This is a genomic window from uncultured Thiodictyon sp., assembly GCA_903837595.1.
Classification (GTDB): Bacteria; Pseudomonadota; Gammaproteobacteria; order Chromatiales; family Chromatiaceae; genus Thiodictyon.
This window is the reverse complement of record CAILVI010000324.1, coordinates 1-17,177: the sequence shown is the minus strand read 5'-3', so window position 1 is coordinate 17,177 and position 17,177 is coordinate 1. Positions and strand designations below refer to the sequence as shown.

At 65.2% G+C, this 17,177-nt stretch carries 13 protein-coding genes; 5 read left to right on the top strand and 8 right to left on the bottom strand.

The window, feature by feature from the left end:
- Positions 1-262: 262 nt before the first annotated feature.
- The 3 genes from QZY44_RS17970 to QZY44_RS17960 form a co-directional block, all read right to left on the bottom strand.
- The gene (locus tag QZY44_RS17970; RefSeq protein ID WP_295449267.1) at positions 263-3,673 is read right to left on the bottom strand and encodes an aminotransferase class V-fold PLP-dependent enzyme; all 3,411 of its coding nucleotides are present in this window, start codon (positions 3,671-3,673) and stop codon (positions 263-265) included.
- Between the two features lie 74 nt (positions 3,674-3,747).
- Positions 3,748-4,506 (bottom strand): ATP-binding cassette domain-containing protein, encoded by a 759-nt coding sequence (locus tag QZY44_RS17965; protein ID WP_295449264.1) that lies wholly within the window; start codon positions 4,504-4,506, stop codon positions 3,748-3,750.
- 6 nt (positions 4,507-4,512) lie between these two features.
- The gene (locus QZY44_RS17960) at positions 4,513-6,048 is read right to left on the bottom strand and encodes a glycine betaine ABC transporter substrate-binding protein (RefSeq protein WP_295449261.1); all 1,536 of its coding nucleotides are present in this window, start codon (positions 6,046-6,048) and stop codon (positions 4,513-4,515) included.
- Between the two features lie 317 nt (positions 6,049-6,365).
- Here QZY44_RS17960 and QZY44_RS17955 point away from each other — a divergent pair, with 317 nt between their 5' ends.
- From QZY44_RS17955 to QZY44_RS17935, 5 genes are all read left to right on the top strand, one after another.
- Entirely contained in the window at positions 6,366-6,794 is a 429-nt protein-coding gene (locus QZY44_RS17955; RefSeq protein ID WP_295449258.1) for a hypothetical protein, read from the top strand.
- Positions 6,795-6,802: 8 nt separating this feature from the next.
- Positions 6,803-7,471 (top strand): hypothetical protein, encoded by a 669-nt coding sequence (locus QZY44_RS17950; RefSeq protein ID WP_295449256.1) that lies wholly within the window; start codon positions 6,803-6,805, stop codon positions 7,469-7,471.
- A 146-nt stretch (positions 7,472-7,617) separates the two neighbouring features.
- Complete coding sequence (locus QZY44_RS17945; protein WP_295449253.1) at positions 7,618-7,980, top strand: CZB domain-containing protein; 363 nt, start codon at positions 7,618-7,620, stop codon at positions 7,978-7,980.
- A complete protein-coding gene (locus QZY44_RS17940; protein WP_295449249.1) occupies positions 7,977-9,182 on the top strand; it encodes a hypothetical protein in 1,206 nt (401 codons plus the stop codon). Before QZY44_RS17945 ends, QZY44_RS17940 begins: the two co-directional genes overlap by 4 nt.
- A gap of 12 nt (positions 9,183-9,194) precedes the next feature.
- Positions 9,195-9,743, top strand: coding sequence for an ATP/GTP-binding protein (locus QZY44_RS17935; protein WP_295449247.1), 549 nt, complete (start codon positions 9,195-9,197; stop codon positions 9,741-9,743).
- Positions 9,744-10,168: 425 nt separating this feature from the next.
- Here QZY44_RS17935 and QZY44_RS17930 read toward each other — a convergent pair whose 3' ends face one another.
- The 5 genes from QZY44_RS17930 to pgl form a co-directional block, all read right to left on the bottom strand.
- Positions 10,169-10,693 (bottom strand): thrombospondin type 3 repeat-containing protein, encoded by a 525-nt coding sequence (locus tag QZY44_RS17930; RefSeq protein WP_295449244.1) that lies wholly within the window; start codon positions 10,691-10,693, stop codon positions 10,169-10,171.
- A 195-nt stretch (positions 10,694-10,888) separates the two neighbouring features.
- The gene (locus QZY44_RS17925) at positions 10,889-15,226 is read right to left on the bottom strand and encodes an RHS repeat-associated core domain-containing protein (RefSeq protein WP_295449241.1); all 4,338 of its coding nucleotides are present in this window, start codon (positions 15,224-15,226) and stop codon (positions 10,889-10,891) included.
- Between the two features lie 29 nt (positions 15,227-15,255).
- Complete coding sequence (locus tag QZY44_RS17920) at positions 15,256-15,384, bottom strand: hypothetical protein (RefSeq protein WP_295449238.1); 129 nt, start codon at positions 15,382-15,384, stop codon at positions 15,256-15,258.
- A gap of 105 nt (positions 15,385-15,489) precedes the next feature.
- Positions 15,490-15,846 carry a hypothetical protein gene (locus QZY44_RS17915; RefSeq protein WP_295449235.1) on the bottom strand — a complete coding sequence of 119 codons (357 nt, stop codon included), beginning with the start codon at positions 15,844-15,846 and terminating at the stop codon, positions 15,490-15,492.
- Between the two features lie 404 nt (positions 15,847-16,250).
- Positions 16,251-16,952 (bottom strand): 6-phosphogluconolactonase, encoded by a 702-nt coding sequence (pgl, locus tag QZY44_RS17910; RefSeq protein ID WP_295449231.1) that lies wholly within the window; start codon positions 16,950-16,952, stop codon positions 16,251-16,253.
- Positions 16,953-17,177 lie beyond the last annotated feature (225 nt).

Here is a 17,177-nt window from a genome sequence, read left to right as displayed (position 1 = left end):
TTGACGATGCGCTCGATCTCGCAGTCGCGCCCGATGGGCTCGGGGCTGTCGCCGTCGAAGGGGTTGTGGCCGGACCCGCCTGGGGAGCTTGGCGCGGACGTTTGTGGCCCGCCGAGAGGCACCGAGTCGCCGGGCCCCGGCCGCGCGCCGGGGCGCTGCGGTCGTGTCCCGGTGATGCCCCACTCCAAGCGGTCGAGACCGGATTGCAGGTCGGGGCAGGCGGCCGGGTTGCTCTGGGCTGGTATGCAATATAGAGAGCATCCTACCGGCACCCCACGAACCGCACCGCCTGAAAGGTGTCGCGCAGGGTGCGGTCGAGGACCATTAGCACGTAGTCGATATCCGCCGCCGTGGTGTCCCGCCCGAGGGAGAAGCGCACGGCGCAATGGGCCTCCTCGACCGTCAGCCCCATGGCGAGCAGTGCGTGCGAGGGGTCGGGGTGTCCCGCCCGACAGGCCGAGCCGGACGAGCAGCGGATGCCGTGGCGATCGAGCTCCAGCACCAGCGACTCGCCGCGAATGCCGCGCAGGCTCAGGTTGCTGGTGTTGGGCAGCCGCGGCGCGGCGTCGCCGTTGCGTCGAGCGCCGGGCACGAGACGCAAGACGCCCGCCTCCAGCCGATCGCGCAGCGCGGCGATTCGCCCGGGGGTGCCGTCACCGAAGGCGATCTCGGCCAGGTCGCAGGCGCGCCCGAAACCGATGATGCCCGGGACGTTCTCGGTGCCGGCCCGCAGGCCGCCCTCCTGTCCGCCCCCATACAGCCGGGGTTCCAGGACGATCCCCTTGCGCACGAAGAGTGCGCCGATCCCCTTGGGACCGTAGAGCTTGTGCGCCGAGACCGACAGCAGGTCGACGCCGAGCGCCGCCACGTCGACCGGGATGCGGCCGAACGCCTGCACCGCGTCGGTGTGGAAGGGCACGCCGCGAGCGCGGGCGATGGCCGCCAGTTCGGCGATGGGCTGGATCACGCCGGTCTCGTTGTTGGCCAGCATCACCGAGACCAGCACGGTGTTGGGGCGCAGCGCCGCGGCCAACGCACCCGGATCGACGCGGCCCGCGCCATCGACGGGCAGGTATGAAACGGCGTGGCCACACGCCTCCAGGGCGCGGCAGGTGCGCAGCACGGCGGGGTGTTCGATGGCGGTCGTCACCACATGGGCCGGCCGCACCCCTGACGCCTCCACGATTCCCAGGATGGCGAGGTTGTCGGCCTCGGAACCGCCGCTGGTGAAGAGTACCCGCCGCGCGGTGGTGTTCAGCAGGTGCGCGACACGCCGCCGCGCGTCCTCCACCGCGCCGCGGGCGAGCCCCCCCGCGGCGTGGATGGACGAGGGATTGGCCCAGGTGGCGCGCTGCGCCTGGTCGAGCGCGTCGCACACCGCGGGCGCCGGCGGCGTGGTGGCATTGCAGTCGAGATAGACGTTACGCAACGGCGCCGCCGCCGGCCGTGCCACCGCCTCCCGCTCGGCGTCGGGCGGCGGCGCGAAGGCGGTGCCGCCCCCGCCCGCATCAGTGGAGCCCTCGGCCCGGACGACCTCGCACAGCAAGGTCTTGTAGACGGGGAACCCGGAGATCGGGTCGAAGCGGGAGAGATCGGTCAGGCGATTCACGTTGGTCGCGCGCCAGCGCTCGGCACCCAGTGGACCGCCGCCGCCCATGGCCGCCTCCACCGCGCCGGGGACGATGTCGTCATCGACCTGGGCCAGGTATTGCAGCCGCCCGCGCGGCGTCTCGACCCACACGCGCTTCCCGTCGGCGATGCCGCGGGCTTGGGCGTCGCAGGTGTTCAGGTGGACCCGGGGTTCGGGGTTCCGGGCGGCCAGCCGCGGGACGCCGTGGTGCTGGCTGCGAAAGTCCCACTGGGTGCGCGCACCCGAGTTGAACACCAGGGGGTAGCGGCGTGCCAGTTCGGGTGCTGCCTGGGGACCTTCTGCCGGCTCGGTGTAGACGGGCAGGGCGTCGTAGCCGTGTTCGGCGAGGATCGAGGAGGCGATCTCGAAGCGGCCGCTCGGGGTGTCGAAGCCCGGTTGGCCGTCCGGGCGCAGGCGGCCCTTCTCCCACTTGTGGTACTCCATCATCGGGGCCGGGAGCGACACCGAGCCACCGGCCGCGCGCACCTCCTCGACCGTGAACCCGGTGCCTTCGAGTGCCCGTTCGAGGATGGCCTCCTCGGTCTGGGGGTAGAGGTGGCCGTAGCCCAGGCGCTGGGCGAGCTCGGCCAGGATGAGGAAGTCGTTGCGCGCCTCGCCCTGGGGTTCCACCAGGCGCTCGCGGATCTTGAAGATCGGGCCGTAGCGCATGAAGGAGGTGATCTCATACAGCGTGGTAGCGGGCAGCACGATGTCGGCAAAGGCGGCGTCGGCGGTGAGGTAGCGGTCGATGCAGACGAGGAAGTCCAAGGCGTTGAGTGTTCGCGACCACAGGTCGGGATCGGGCCAGGAGGTGATGAGCGAGGCACCCAGGACCAGCAAGGCCCTGATTCGATAAGGATCACCGTCGAGGACCGCCGGGGGCAGGCAGATCGCGTGCGACTCACCTCGGTAACTGCTGTAGACGGGGAAGCGGTCGCGGCCCAGCGCCCGGCCGACGTTGGGATTGGGCTGGAGGTGGCGGCGGTTTTGGGGAAACTGGCCCTCCTTCATGCGGAAGTTCAGCCCGCCTGGGACGTCGAGCTGGCCCGCCAGTGCCCACAGGGTGAACACGGCGCGGATGGCCTGGACGCCGCTGTCGGAGTATTCCAGACCGGTGTACATGACCGGGCAGGCGCCCCGGGCGCGGGCGATGGCGCGGGCCAGGTCCACCACCGTGGCCGCCGGGACTCCGGTGATCCCCTCGACCACCTCGGGGCGGAAATGCTGGACATAGCCCGCGAGTTCGGGGAAGCCCAGGGTCCAGCGTTCGACGAACTGTTCCTGATAGAGCTCCTCGGCGATGATGACCTGGATGAGGCCCAAGGCCAGGGCGCCGTCGGTGCCGGGGCGGATGGGGACCCACTGCGCGGCGGCCGCGCGGGCCGTGCCGTTGCGCCGCGGATCGATGACGATGACGCGCGCACCGCGCCGTCGTGCTGCCAGGATCTTCTCATGCAGGTAGGGGGGGGAATCGGTGGCCGGATTGGCGCCCCAGACCACGATCAGTTCGGCCTGGTCGAGGTCCACGTCCATGGTGCTGTGCAGCTCGCCCATGGTCACGTGGGGGGCGATCATGGCAAAGGAGACGTAGCACAGTGCACCGACACCCAGGGTATTGGGCGAGCCGAAGGGAAACAACACGCTGGAGGCCGATGAGACGGCCACCCCCGCGGGCTGGAAGAGGTCGCACATGGCCATGTCGAAGCTACCGCGCCCCGTGTAGATGGCGGTGGCTTCGGGGCCATGCTCGGCCTTGATCGCCTGGAGGCGCAGTGCGATCTCGCCCATCGCCTCGTCCCAGGAGATGGGGCGGAAGTCGTGGGTGCCCTTGGGCCCGACGCGCCGCAGGGGCGTGCGCAGGCGCTTTGGGTCGTGGACGATGTCGGGGGAGTGGCGCCCGATGGCGCAGCTGGTCCCGAGTGGGTGGTCGGGGAGCGGCGCGACCTCGATGAGGCGGCCGTCGTGGAGCGTGGCGCGCACCCAGCATCCGGCGGGGCAGATCCCACACAACCCATCACGCACTTCACGAGCCGCTGCGTTCATCGGACAGTCTCTCCCACTTGATGGTATTTCTTGGCGAGCTTGGCGCCTTGGCGTGAGCCATTGCGGACTCTAAGTCAAATTGTCCCCGCACCTGGCTCCAGCCGCCACTGCGGCCCACGCTGAGCCCTTACGAATGCGCTCACGAAGGGGTCTGCCGGCCGCTCCAACAGGTCCGCGGCGCTCCCCTGCTGAAGCACGCGACCGGCGCGCAGCAGCACCAGCCGGTGGCCGAAGAAGACCGCCTCGCCCAGGTCGTGGGTGACGAGCACGACGGTCTTGCCGAGGCGTTCGAAGATGGTCTTGAGCTCTTCCTGCAACTCGACCCGGATCATCGGGTCCAGCGATCCCAGGGGCTCATCGAGCAGGAGCAGGTCGGGGTCCAGCATCAGTGCCCGCATCAGGGCGGCGCGCTGACGCTGGCCGCCTGAGATCTCCAGCGGATAGCGCCCGAGCAGTCCGACCGGCAGCCGGGCCAGGGTGGCCAGCTCCAGCAGTCGGGCCTCGCAGCGCGCGCGCGGCCAGCCCAGTTCCCGCGCCACGAGCGTCACATTGGCGCGCACGGTGAGGTGCGGGAACAACCCACCCTCCTGGATCACATAGCCCATGCGCAGGCGGGCCGCGCGCAGGTTGTCCGGCCCCAGCGCCGCCCCCTCGAACCGGACCTCGCCGGCATCGGGGCGGATCAGTCCGGCGGCGAGTCGCAGCAGCGTCGACTTGCCGCAGCCGCTGGGGCCGATCAACACCGTCGTGCGGGCCGCCGGGCAGTCGAGATCGATCCTGTCCAGGGCCTTGGCGCCGTCATACGACTTATTAATGGCGTGGTATCTAAGCATGGTCTGTCAGCCGGCGGGGGGCGCGGCGGCCGCGGATCGGGGCCGCAATCCCCGCGGTACCATCCCGCGTTCCGCCCAATTGAACAGGGCCTGCATCAGCAGGGCCAGCAGGGCCGCCGGGATCGCCCCCTGCATGATCAGTGCGGTGTCGTCGAGCCGGATACCGGTCAAGATCGGCTGACCATAGCCGCCGGCGCCGATCAGTGCCGCCAGGGTCGCGGTGCCGACGTTGATCACCGCGGCGGTCTTGATGCCGGCCAGGATGGAGGTCGCCGCCAATGGCAGTTCTACCAGCCGCAGCTGCGCCCCCCGGTTCAGGCCGAGCACCTCGGCGGATTCGCGCAGGGGCAGCGGGATTCCCAGTAAGCCCGCGTGGGTATTGCGCACGATCGGCAGCAGGCTGTAAAGGAACAGCGCGACGACCGCGGGCGGCCAGCCGATCCCCAGCACCGGGATCAGGAACACCAGTAGGGCCAGTGACGGGATGGTTTGCAGGATGCCGACGAGCCCCAGTACGAGCGCCCCGAGGCGGGACCAGCGGGCGGCGGCGATACCCAACGGCACCGCCACCAGGATGGCCGCCGTCAGCGAGACCGTGACCAGCCCGAGGTGCTCCAGGGTGCGGTCGCGCAGCGATTGCCAGAGACCGGTCGGCTGCGCCCGCGCGGCCAGCCCCAGGCGTTCGCGCAAAAAACCGGCTGCTGCTTGCTGTTCGGTCTCGCCCTGGAGCTTCACCCGGGCGTTGAGTGCGGCCATGGTCGGCTCATCAATGGTGCCCTCCAACCGCCGCAGGCGCTCGACCACCTTGGGTGCCCGCTGCTCAAGGTCCGCCCGATAGAGCAGGATCGCCTGATAGTCGGGGAACCAGCCCAGGTCATCGGTCAGCACACGCAGGCCGTAGTGGACAATCTCGGCGTCGGTGGTATAGACATCGGTGGCGTCGATCTGCCCGGCGGCGAGGCCGCGGTAGGCCAGGTCGTGGTCCAGTCCCCGCACGTCCTGCTGCGCCAGCCGATAGCGCTCGCGCAGGCCGGGCCAGCCATCCTCCCGGTCCATGAACTCGTTGCTGAAGCCGAAACGCAGTTGTGGCTGGTCGCGCAGATCGGAGACCCGGCGCAGCCGCAGACGCCCCCCCAGGCCCTCCGGTACCGCGATCGCATAGGTGTTGCGAAAGCCCAGCGGGGCCGACATCCGCAGCCCCAGTCCGGCGAGGACCTCACCCAACCGCGCCGTCGTCTCGACCTGCTGACCGGTCAGGACCTCCCGGGTCAGAGTCCCGCTGTACTCCGGATAGACATCGATCTCCCCCGCCAGCAGGGCCCCCCAGAGGATGCGGGTGCCGCCGAGCCCGGCCTGGTGCATCACCGGCTGGCCACTCTCGGCGATCAGCGCACGCACGACCTCGCCCAGGATCACCCCCTCGGTGAACGGCTTGGAGCCGACCATCACCGACGCCGTACCCGCGGCCGCAGGGCAGGTTGCGCACAGGCCAAGGACGAGCAGGGGCGTCAGCAGCCAGGCACGGCGGGTCAGGGACCGCATGGCGATCAACGATATCGAGTGTCGGGGGAATGGTGCCCGATGGCGCAACTGGTCCCGCGTGGGTCGTCGGGGAGCGGCGCAAGATCAATGAGGCGGCTATCCGTCAGCGTGGCGCGAACCCAGCATCCAGCGGGGCAGATCCCGCGCAACCCGCCACGCACTTCACAACCCGCTTCGTTCATCGGACAGTCTCTAACCACAAAAAAACGGATTGTGACATTGGGAGATTTTTCCGTGATAATGGATCTCAATATTTACAATAGTTTACAATTACGCAACAAACAATGGGTCGCAAGCTGGTCCCGGATAGCATTTTGGTGCCGTTGCAGGAAGACCTCGGGCAACCCGGGATGGAACCGATTTTCTGGCAGGGGGCCAACCATGAGCTGTTGGCCCCAGACTGGTATCCCATCGCACCCATGATCGAGCATCTGACATACAGTGTGGCGCGGACCCCGGCGGACCTGACCGCCCATACTCGACGGGTGCTCTTGTGCCTAAGTCAGCAGGAGCCGGCGCCCCTTTTCGGGAGCCTCGCCGATCTGTTTATCGCGTTGGGTGACCGGGGGGGCGCATTGCGGCAACGTCTCTTCAACCTGGCCCGTCCGTGGCTCCCCGACCCGCAGGCGCGCCTGCTCGCCGCCTGGCTCGACCAAGGATATGTCGACGACCGGGCACTCCCGGACGATACCCACACGGTGTTGGCGGCTCGCCCCCGTGGCCGCGCCCTGACGCTGACCGATTGAGCGTCCCCGTGCGCGGTTTCGACCAGGACCTGTATCTGGGGGTCACGCCCGCCGGTGCCTACCATGCCACCGCCGCCCAGGAGCCGACACCGATGCGTCGGCTCCTGTTGAAGCTGCTGAAGGAGCGCAGCACCCTGCGTGTCGGGGATGTGCCCTGGACCGACTGGCTGAGGGATGGGTCGCCCGAGCCCGCGGTCGACCTGGTCGCGCGCATGGAGACCCTGGGCTGGCTGTGGGGCCTGGAGACGCCCGAGCAATGCCCGGCGGATTCGCTCGAGCCGCTGTTGCCGCGGCTGCTGCCCTCCTTGAGCAGCCTGCGTCAGGCGCTGCTGGCCGACCGCCACGGTCTGCAGATCGGCTACGCGGGATTTGACGAGGCCCAGGTCCAGGGCCTCGCCGCGGTCAGCGCCGATGCCGTAGCGCTGGCCTTCCGCTGCCGCCGATTGCTGGGCGGACTGGAGCGGACCGGGCCTGGTGCCTGGGGCATGATCGACGCCGCCGGTCACAGCCAGATCGGCGTCTGGCCCTTGTTCCTGGGCACCGAATGGTTTGCGCTGATCCTGGGCGGGCGACCGCGCTTCAACCATCCGGATTTCCTACGCCTGGTCTGGAGACTGTCCCGAACGGTGGATGGGGCACCGGATCCGGCGCCGTTGCTGCACTTGACCACCATCTAAACGACACCTAAGCTCAGAGAGGGAAGAATCATGCGTGACGAGCGGTGATTGCCAAGGCCAACGCGAAGCTGGGATTGATCTTTCTCGACGTGAAGCGCGCAGCGGAAAACGTTGCCAAGATCATTTGATAACGGGGGGAAACCGTCATGGGTGCCTTTTTTCTACTGCGACTCAACGACCATATTCAGTACCTGAACCGGATCAAGGCCACCTTGAACGGGACCGGCGATTTCCGCGGCTGTGGCCATCACGACTGCAAGCTGGGCAAATGGATGGACGGTGCCGGCCCGACCGAGGCAGCCGAGGTCGGCCCGGCGGCCAAGGCCGTGTTCGACGCGCTGGCCGAGCCTCACCAACAATTCCACGCGGCCAGTGCCAAGGCGTTGGAACTCTCGCTGGCCGGAAATGCCGGCGCGGCGGAGACTGAAATCACCGCCATGCATACACTCTCCGCCCTGTTGGTCGATCGGCTACTCGAGCTTGACCGGCTGTCGGTGGCAGCCAAATGATCGGGCGGGCTGTGGCGATGTCCGGGCCTGATCCAACGACCGCTGGACCGCCCTTGCGGGTGGCGGTCCTGGGCATGGACGCCCGTCAGGTCAAGGCCCTGGAGCTGGCGTTCCACGGACCGTGCCGCGATGCATGCGTACTGGCCGAGGAGCCGCAAGCCCAGGCGTGCATCGTGGATATGGATGCCTACCAGGCCCGCACCGTCCTGCGCGAGCTGCGTAGCCGTGACCCGCGGCGCCCTTTGATCCTGTTGTCGCTCGCGGCCTTGAGTGAGACCCTGGTCGGGGCGGATCTGGTCGTGGCCAAGCCCATCCGTCTGGACGACCTGGTCGTGCGCCTCGCCACGTTGCGCGAGCGGGTCCGTCAGGCGGCCGATCTCGCCCGCGCGGCCCCGGCCAAGATCGCGGTCTCCAAACGCATCGACGATTGGGGACGTCCGGCCGTGGCGGGGGACCCTCAGGCCCGCACGCGCGCCGCGCGGTTCCTGGACCAGGAGCAGGCGCATGCCTTGATCGGCACCGCCCCGGATATTGACCCGAGCGATCCGCGCCAGTTGGTCAAGGCCTATTACGATCCCGGCCGCTTTCTGCAAAGCCTGGTGATGGCGGCCCGGGATTCGGCACGGGCGCGCGGCCAGGGGGTCCGCATCCTGGGACCCTGGCCCGAGATCGTACTGGACCCGATCCGCGGGCTTGCCCGGATCGCCGACTCGGACCACCATCTGCGTCCTTATGGCCTCCAACCCGCGGTGCTGCACCAGGGCCGATTGGAGTACATCGACGGTTTAATCTTGCTGCACGGTCAATTGCGTACCGTCGCATTGGACGCACTGATCTGGAAGCTGACCCTCTGGGCCTCCCGTGGCCGGCTGCCCCTGAACACGCCGCTGGATGTGCCCGTGCAGTTGCACCGTTGGCCCAACTTCACCCGGCTGGCGCTGGCACCGGGCGCCATGAGCATCGCCGCGCTCTGGACGCACGAGCCCCACAGCCTGATCGGGACCGCCGAGGCGCTGAAGCTGCCTCAGCGTTCTGTGTTCGCCTTCTACAGTGCTGCCGCCGCACTGGGTCTGGCGCAATGCCACGTGAGCGCCGTGCCGACGGTGGCGGTGTTCGGGCGCACCCGCCCGCTCGATCCTAGGGCCAGCGAGCGGCGCGGGCTCCTGGGTCGCATTGCGAGACGATTGCAGGTCTTCCTATAAGGAGTATCCGTCATGGCCCACCACAAGATCGTTTTTTCCGGGCCCGTCGGGGCCGGTAAGACCGCCGCCATCGCGGCGGTGAGTGACACGCCGCCGATCAGCACCGAGGCCAGGGCGAGCGACAGCACCCGCGAGCTCAAGGCCGCGACCACCGTCGCCATGGATTACGGTCTGCTGCGCCTGGACGGCGGTGAACAGGTCCATCTCTACGGTACCCCGGGCCAGGAGCGCTTCAACTTCATGTGGCAAATCCTGAGCGAAGGTGCCTTGGGTCTGGTGCTGCTGGTGGCCAACCATCGGCCGCAACCGCTCGCCGATCTGCGAGGCTACCTCGACGCCTTTCGGCCCTTCATCGACCAGGCGCGGCTCGCGGTCGGGGTCACCTACATGGACCAAAGCGCCGAGCCCCGTTTGGAGGACTACCATCGCACGCTGGCCGAGGCGGGGATGAAGGCGCCGGTGTTCGAGGTCGACGCCCGCGAGCGCCGGGACGTGGCGCTGCTGGTGCAGGCATTGCTGCTGTCGCTGGACCCTGGGGTGGAGACCGGCGCGGCGATTTGAGCCCGTGGCGTGCTTGGCGGTCCTGGCGGGACGGGGTTTGCAACCCCGTCCCGAACGTTTCGGGACCGGGGGGCATAGCGGAGTCGCCAACCGCTTCAAACGGTTCCGGACGGGGCGAATACCCCGTCCGGCTCGCGCGTCGCGCGAACGCAGCATCCGGCGGGACTGATCCTGCAGAGCCCATCGCCCACTTCACGACCCGCTTCGTTCATCGGACATTTTCTCTTACTTGAGTTGGCCTTGGTCATAATCCCGGCCACAGGGCTAGCCTCGCGGTGGTCCCTCTGCAACAGGAGGTCGAGGCTTTAGCCGGTGGCGGCTCCCGACATTCCAATAGAAATCAGTGGCGTCTGCACGCCAGACCGGCTAAAGCCTCGACCTCCAGTGGCCGGAACGACGATCACAGCCGTTCCGCCCTACGCTCGCTACCGGAGAATGGCCCGCCAGCCCCCGCGACTCGGCAGGCATTCCCAGCAAAACGAGGGGCGATAGTTCGGGTCGCAGGCGTTCCCGATGCCGTTGTGATCGTCGTCAGCCTGATCTGGATTGGCAACGCGCGGGCAATTGTCCCTCGTATCGGGAACACCGTCATTGTCATCATCGGTGTCCGCGATATTGCCGATACCGTCGCCGTCGGTATCCACGGACTCATTGGGGTCGAACGGGAAGGCATCTTGGGCGTTCGGCACACCGTCGCCATCGATGTCCGGGTCGATCGCATCGGGGATGCCATCGTTATCGAGGTCGCCGGTCGTGGTCTTCTGGGTCCGGTTGCCGTCGGCGTCATAGGTATAGGCGATGCTGCGACCGTCGGCATAGGCTACCCTGATCAAGCGGTTCAGCGCATCGTATTGAAAGCTTACCGTATTGGCGGAAAGCATTCCGGGAAGCAGCAGGAGCAAGGCCCATGCGGCAATCGGTGGTCCGATCTTGTGCGCGTTCATGTTCATCCCCTGCTTCACGATATTAGTCTTGTCAGACACTCTGAGACGCCAGAGATCCCGCCGATCCGCACCCACCCTCTGTGCCTCTCATGCTCCAGCGTGGTAGCAAGTCCCAAAGCGTCAGCCTGGCGTGGATATTCGGGCCGCTGGAGCGGCCAAGACGGCATTCCCACGCTGGAGCGTGGGAACGAGAAAAAAAAGCTACCGGGTTGAACGAAGGAGCGATGGGCTGAAAGTCGGAGCCTTCGGCACGAATGAGTAGCGCTGATGCAACTGAAGCCAGTATATAACGTCGAATGGCGCAATGACGCCACTCGGGACATCAAGTCCACCCGCCCTTAGCGCTTTAGCAACGGTCTGTGAGCAGTTATTCCCATAGAGATTATAATCAGGACTGCTGGCAATAACCGCTTGCAAATAGCTGGCGATGAGGAGATCCTGTAGTCCACTTGTTTGAACAACTATCTGGCTGTTTAGCGCGGCCATCCCCGTATCATACTTCATCACGCCATGAACACTCTTACCAAGAATAACATCCGATGTTGATGAGGGGTTCATGGGGTAAAATCCGATGGTATGCACGGAAGAGTTAGGGACAAATGGGCCGATGCCTAGGTGACCAAAAGGATTTCCCGAGGTCGAATCATACATAGCTATCACCCAGTCAAGGCCGCCCGGATCAATCGCGTTGCTCGGATTTCCGCCAGCATAATCATATGAATTAATTCCACCATCTAAACCAACAGGGTCGCTTTGAATATATCGACCAGCGCGAGGATCATAATCGCGATAATAGTTATAATGCAAGCCGCTTTCCTGGTCATAGTACTGTCCCGGAAACCGCAAATTGTAAGCAAACCGGGTGCCGTCCTTATCCGGGTCCTCATCCGCCGCATTCGACCCAAAGGGCTCCGACTCCCAGCGCCAGACGATTTTTCCAGTACTTGCCTCGGCGATGGCGCGCGGCGCGCTCAGATGGTCGGCGTAGACGAAGAAGTTGCCGGGGGCACCGGGTTTGAGCACCGCCACTGGGGTATCGCCAAGCCAGACGGTTTCCGTGACGGCCGCACCGCTGCTATCGTATTCCCCGAGCAGATGCCCGGCCTCGTCGTAGACGAAGTAGACGGGCGCCGTCAGATTGCCTGACAGGTCCCCCTTTGCGACCCGCTGGCCCAGGCCGTTGATGGCATAATGCTCGACACCTTGGGGAGTTGTGACCTGCGCAAGGCGGTTGCGGCCGTCGTAGCTGAATTGGTTTACGCCATCGTTGACGATGTTGCCGGTTTGGTCATAGGTATAGGTCTTTGCGTAGGCACCGCTCAAGCTCAAGATGCGGTTGCTGGTCTGGGCGTAGTTGTAGGTCTCGTTGAGGCCCAGAGGCCCGACACCAGGCAGCGGCGGCGAGTCGGTGTAGCCCTGGATGCGGCCGGCGGCGTCGTAGCTGAGTTGGCGGGTATGACCGCCCAGGTCATATTGGATCAGGCGGCCATCGCTATCGAAGCCGCGGCTGTAGGCGGTGCCGTTGCCCCAGGTCCATGACCGCGCGGCCCCGAACGGGCGATACTGGATGTTCGACAGCAGCGTAGCTCCGTTGGCACCGGTCTGCGTGAGCTGGCCCTGGGCATATTGCAGGCTCAAGGTCTTCCCTGATGGGTAAACGACCGAGGTCAGCCGGCCGCTCGTGTCATAAACGGACCGCACCGTGAGGCTTAAGGCGCCGATGCGTTGGGTCTTGCTGGTGACACGGCCCTGGGCATCGTAGCCCCACTGGGTGGACCCGGTCGCATCGGTCATTTGCGTGAGGCGGCCGATCCCATTGGTGCCCTGGTCGTAGGTGAAGACGATGGGGCTGCTGTTGGGGTAGCTGATCTGAGTGACGCGATTCAGTGCGTCGTAGCCGTAGGTGACGGCGTTGCCATTGGCGTCGGTCTTTCTTATCGGATTACCCGCACTGTCGAAGCCATTCTGCGTGGTGGTGGTATCGGGGCTGAGAGTGGCTGTTGGGTTACCCAGGCCATCGAACTGATAGCTGGTCGCCAGGCCGCGCGGGTCGGTGACCCGGGTCAGGTTGTCATTGGCGTCGAACTGGTACTGGGTGGTGTGCGAGGTCGGGTCTGTGCTCGCGATCAGCCGATTCAGGGCATCATAGCCGCGGGTCGTCGCCTGTCCCAGCGGATCGGCCGCGGCGGTCAGGTTGCCGTTGTCGTCATATCCCAGGGTGCTGGTCTGCCCCTGAGCGCCCGTGGCCGTGTTGGGCCGACCCAGGGCATCGAAGGTCTGGGTGAGGGTGCGGACCAGTGCGTTGGCGGGGTCATAGACCTCTTCCTTGACGCGATTGCCGGCGGCGTCAAGGGTGTAGACGATCTTGTTGCTCAGATTGTCGCTGACCTGCGTCAGGCGGTGGGCCTGGTCGTAGATGAAGGCGGTAAAGCTCGCGTCGGGCTTGGTGATTCGCTGCAATTGTCCGGCGGCATCATAGTTATAGGCGCTGGTTTCCCCGCCGACGGTACGCGACCGCAGCCGCCCCCGTGGGTCATAGCCCAGTTGGGTGATGAGACCGTTCGGGTCCTGGATGGTGAGGGGGCGGCCATTGGCATCATAGGCGGTGATTCTGGTCACATGGCCCAAGGCATTGGTGATCGTGGCCAGGTTGCCGCGAGCGTCGTAGCTCAACTGGGTGATATCGCTGACATCGGTCCGGGGGCCGTCGATCCGTGTGACCTGGCCATTCGCGTTATAGGTGTAGAGCCAAGTCCGGGTCACGCCGCCGCCCGTGATCGTGCGTTGGGTGAGGTTCCCTTTGGCGTCGTAGCCAAAATTGGTGACGCGGTTGGGCTCGGTGATCTGGGTGGGCAGGCGCAAGCTCGCGTGCCATTGGGTGTCGATGGTGCGGGCGAGCGACGTCCCCGAGGCCTCGGTGCGGGAGGTTTCCAATCCGCGTGTGTCGTGCGTGTAAGTGGTGAGGTTGCCGTTGAAGTCGGTGCGGCTGGCCAGGAAGCCGTTGGTGTCATAGGTAAACGCCTTCCCGCCCGCAGTCTGCACCGGGGTGCCGGTTACGGCCGTCGGCTTGGTCAGGCTGTACTGGGTGGTGAAGGCGTAGCCATGGACATTGCCGAGCGCATCGGTCACGCTCGCGGAGCCGTCGGGTTGGTAAGAAATGGTGGTCAGCTCGGCGCCACCGGCATGTTGAGAACTGATCGCCCAACCATTGGCATCGTAGTCCCAGGTGGCGAAGCGCTGGCCGTTCTCATCGATCACCCCGGTCAGTGAGTGGGGGAAGCTGGTGTTTTCATAGAGGTACTGGCGCACCCTGGCATCGGGATAGGTCACCGAGGTCAGGTTGCCGCTGCCGTCATAGCCGTAGCCGAAAATCTCGCCGGCCGGCGTCGTCGCCTGGCTGACCCGGTTATTGGCGTCGAGCGCAAAACTCAGGACATGACCGAATGGCCCGGTGACTGTCGTCAAGCGGTTGTTTGCGTCATAGCCGAGCGTCGTCACCAGCCCGGCGCGGGTCGTGACCGACAGCAAGCGCCCGTCGAGCGCATAAGCCTCGGTGCTGTCGTCGGCGTTCACTAGCGTCCAGCCGGTCTGGCCGTTGCTGGCATCCAGCACCGCGCCCAGCACCTCGGTCACGTCTGGGTCGGCGACCCAGGCCCCATTCGCCTCAGTGAACAGCAACTGCCGCCCATCGGCCTGAGTCAATGTGATCAAGCGATTCCCGGCGGTATCCGTCGAGGGCGTCAGGCCCCGGTGCCAGGTGCTGTGCCAATTGGCGCCAAAGGCGGAGGCCGTGGTGTCCTGGCTGTTATAGAACCGGCGCAGTTCCAGCTCGGTATGCGCCGCAGCGACAAAATCGGTTTCCGGCTGATACTTGTTGCCGACCGCAGCATTGATTGGATTGCCGTCACAGGCGGCCGGGCAATCCGCTTTCGATGGAGAGCCCAAGCCTTTTCTTGGCTCATTTGAGTTACTAAAGAGCGTCCATGCTCCCATAACATCGGGTGCGCCACTCTGACAAATGGCATGAAACGCAGACATAGGAAGACTGAGACGCGCAAAGCCCTCGCCAAATGAATCGCCAAAGGTAAGATCTCTGTAGGATACAAACCAAACTTTAAAGCCTGCAAGATCAAACAACCCCCACCAGTCCCATTGTGTGATGTTTCCATTTAAAAAATAAAAAGACTGGATAAGGGAACGATATCCGCTAGCTCCAGCCTCTAAAGGAGGCAAGATTTCTAAAAGAACACCATTGGATATCACACTCGCAGAAAAATTCTTACAATTGGCCCACCGATTAACGGACGTAACTGAGTCATCAAAAGTGGCAGTCGCAATGATATTTCCAGGAATAAAGTAAGGAGATGTACATTCACCATAACTAAGCAGCATCCTTGTAAACGGACTCCCTGTATATCTATAGGTGACATCGGCCAGGGATTCGAAAGTCACAAAAAATAGAGATGCCAAGCCGAGCAAAGACAAAAAAAACGCAGGCATTCGCGACACGCCAGGAATCGCTCCGGCTATCGCTGCCATGCAGGGTCCAGCGGATGCGCGGGTGGCCGCTAAAGAAAGGCCACATCGAGAAGCAGTTGCATGGCCGACAGGTACGCGGTGGGACGATGGACCGGGACAATATCCAGGGCCTTGCAGTAGGCGTTGGGATAGTTCTTGCGGACCTTGATGCGGCTCATCCAGTTGGCCAATGTGCTGGATCGAGGCCAGTTTGCCTGACTCCGCATGAGCGATGAGGGTTAAATTCAACACGATGCCCTCCTAATTGCCTTCCCCGAAACGACTCAAAGCGGCAAACGAAAGGAATCCCAACTCCAACCGCCATTGGGCTCGTCCTTGTCCCACCAGCACAGCCGATACTCGCGGCTTTCCGACGTGTGGGGGACGGCCAGTAGGCGGTCGTCATAGACGGCGCCCCGGCTGAAATGGCCGTATAACGTCCAAGTGCCACCGTTGATGCGGCTTTGGACGACGATCCCGCCGTGACCGCGTTTGGGGCAATGGATATGCACCCGGAAGCCCTTGGCGTCTCGCTCCAGCACGGCGGTGAACTCGGGCGCCGGATCGTCGACCGCCGCGGTGATCACCACGATGCCGAGTTCCCGGCCGAGACCGTCGGCATAGCCGGGGTGCAGCTTCATCCGTTGTGCCTGGTTGGACACAAGCGGCAACACAGAGCAAGCTCATTCGATAAGCGGTTTTTAGCACCGCGCAACCGGGTTGTCAAGACCGGTATGTACCTGATGGATGCAGTGCCGTAGGTCGGGTTAGCGAAGCGTAACCCGACGTGCGGCGCCGCGTGCGTCGGGTTACGGCGCGCGGTGAGTCGCTTTGGCAAACAAACAGCGTGCCACGCGCGCCTAACCCGACCTACAGCGGCCGGAACGACGATCAAGAAGAAAGAGTGCTTTGCTCTGACTCCCATGGCCCGCCTGAAAACCTGGGTATGAACGCTCGACTTCATGGTCGCGCTGACACGCGAACAGTCAGGGTCGAGACAACTCTTTGCCTGGAGAATCCCTGCCGATAGCCAACCTTGCCAGGATCAAAGATGCAGCAAGATGTCCACCCCGGCGGGTGGACAGATGCGACTGGCGGGCAGGGCGGCGCCGGCGCGCCACGCCGCGACCGCGTCGCGCTTGTCCGCGCCGACGACCAGATACACCACCTTTAGCGCATCGCTCAGACGGGCCGGGCTGAGCGAGACGCGTTCTGGCGGCGGTTTGGGGGCGTCGTGCACCGGGATGGCCGCCGGCCAGGTGGTAGAGCCTTCCCAGGTTGCGCCAGGAAATAGGCTGGCGGTGTGTCCGTCCTCGCCCAATCCCAGGATCACCAGATCGAATGTGCCGACCCCCGCCAGGGTGTTAGCGTAGCTGGCGGCCGCCGGCTCGGGGCCGAGCTCGGCCGGGATGGCGTAAATCTGCCGGCAGGGGATGGCCACATGGTCGAGCCATTCGTCGCTCGCCATGCGGCTGTTGCGGGACGGGTCAGCGGCCGGCGCACAGCGTTCATCGCCGAAATAGATGATCCAGGCCCGCCAATCGGCTACCGCGGTGCGTAGCGACCGATACAAAACGCGCGGTGTATTGCCTCCCGCCAGCACGCAGCGGAAGGCCCCGCGTTCGGTGATCGCCTGCTGAGCGCTCTCCAGCACGATCCGCGTGGCCGCCCGTTGAAGCTCGAGCGGGTCCGCGAATGTTTGCCAACGGCTGATCTGTACGCCACCCGTGTTGACGCCCGTGTTCATGCCTCGGCCTCCTTCATCATCAGCTAGACGATTGTCCGGTTTTTGGTGCACTTGCGCAGACCCATATTAGCGGGAACCGCAGGCGCTGGGGCGGGGCCTGTGCCCGCCCCGGGTGGGCCTTGATCGTCGTTCCGGTCACTGGAGGTCGAGGGGTTAGCCGGTCCGGCGTGCAGACGCCCCGGATTTATTTTGGTATGTCGGGGGCCGCCACCGGCAAAAGCCACG

Bases quoted from the DNA above. Each gene is read 5' to 3' on its own strand.
- QZY44_RS17945 (WP_295449253.1), top strand. From the start codon at position 7,618: ATGGGTGCCTTTTTTCTACTGCGACTCAACGACCATATTCAGTACCTG.
- QZY44_RS17935 (WP_295449247.1), top strand. From the start codon at position 9,195: ATGGCCCACCACAAGATCGTTTTTTCCGGGCCCGTCGGGGCCGGTAAG.
- QZY44_RS17940 (WP_295449249.1), top strand. From the start codon at position 7,977: ATGATCGGGCGGGCTGTGGCGATGTCCGGGCCTGATCCAACGACCGCT.
- QZY44_RS17920 (WP_295449238.1), bottom strand. From the start codon at position 15,384: ATGAGCCGCATCAAGGTCCGCAAGAACTATCCCAACGCCTACTGCAAG.
- pgl (WP_295449231.1), bottom strand. From the start codon at position 16,952: ATGAACACGGGCGTCAACACGGGTGGCGTACAGATCAGCCGTTGGCAA.
- QZY44_RS17925 (WP_295449241.1), bottom strand. From the start codon at position 15,226: ATGGCAGCGATAGCCGGAGCGATTCCTGGCGTGTCGCGAATGCCTGCG.
- QZY44_RS17970 (WP_295449267.1), bottom strand. From the start codon at position 3,673: ATGAACGCAGCGGCTCGTGAAGTGCGTGATGGGTTGTGTGGGATCTGC.
- QZY44_RS17965 (WP_295449264.1), bottom strand. From the start codon at position 4,506: ATGCTTAGATACCACGCCATTAATAAGTCGTATGACGGCGCCAAGGCC.
- QZY44_RS17930 (WP_295449244.1), bottom strand. From the start codon at position 10,693: ATGAACATGAACGCGCACAAGATCGGACCACCGATTGCCGCATGGGCC.
- QZY44_RS17915 (WP_295449235.1), bottom strand. From the start codon at position 15,846: ATGAAGCTGCACCCCGGCTATGCCGACGGTCTCGGCCGGGAACTCGGC.
- QZY44_RS17960 (WP_295449261.1), bottom strand. From the start codon at position 6,048: ATGCGGTCCCTGACCCGCCGTGCCTGGCTGCTGACGCCCCTGCTCGTC.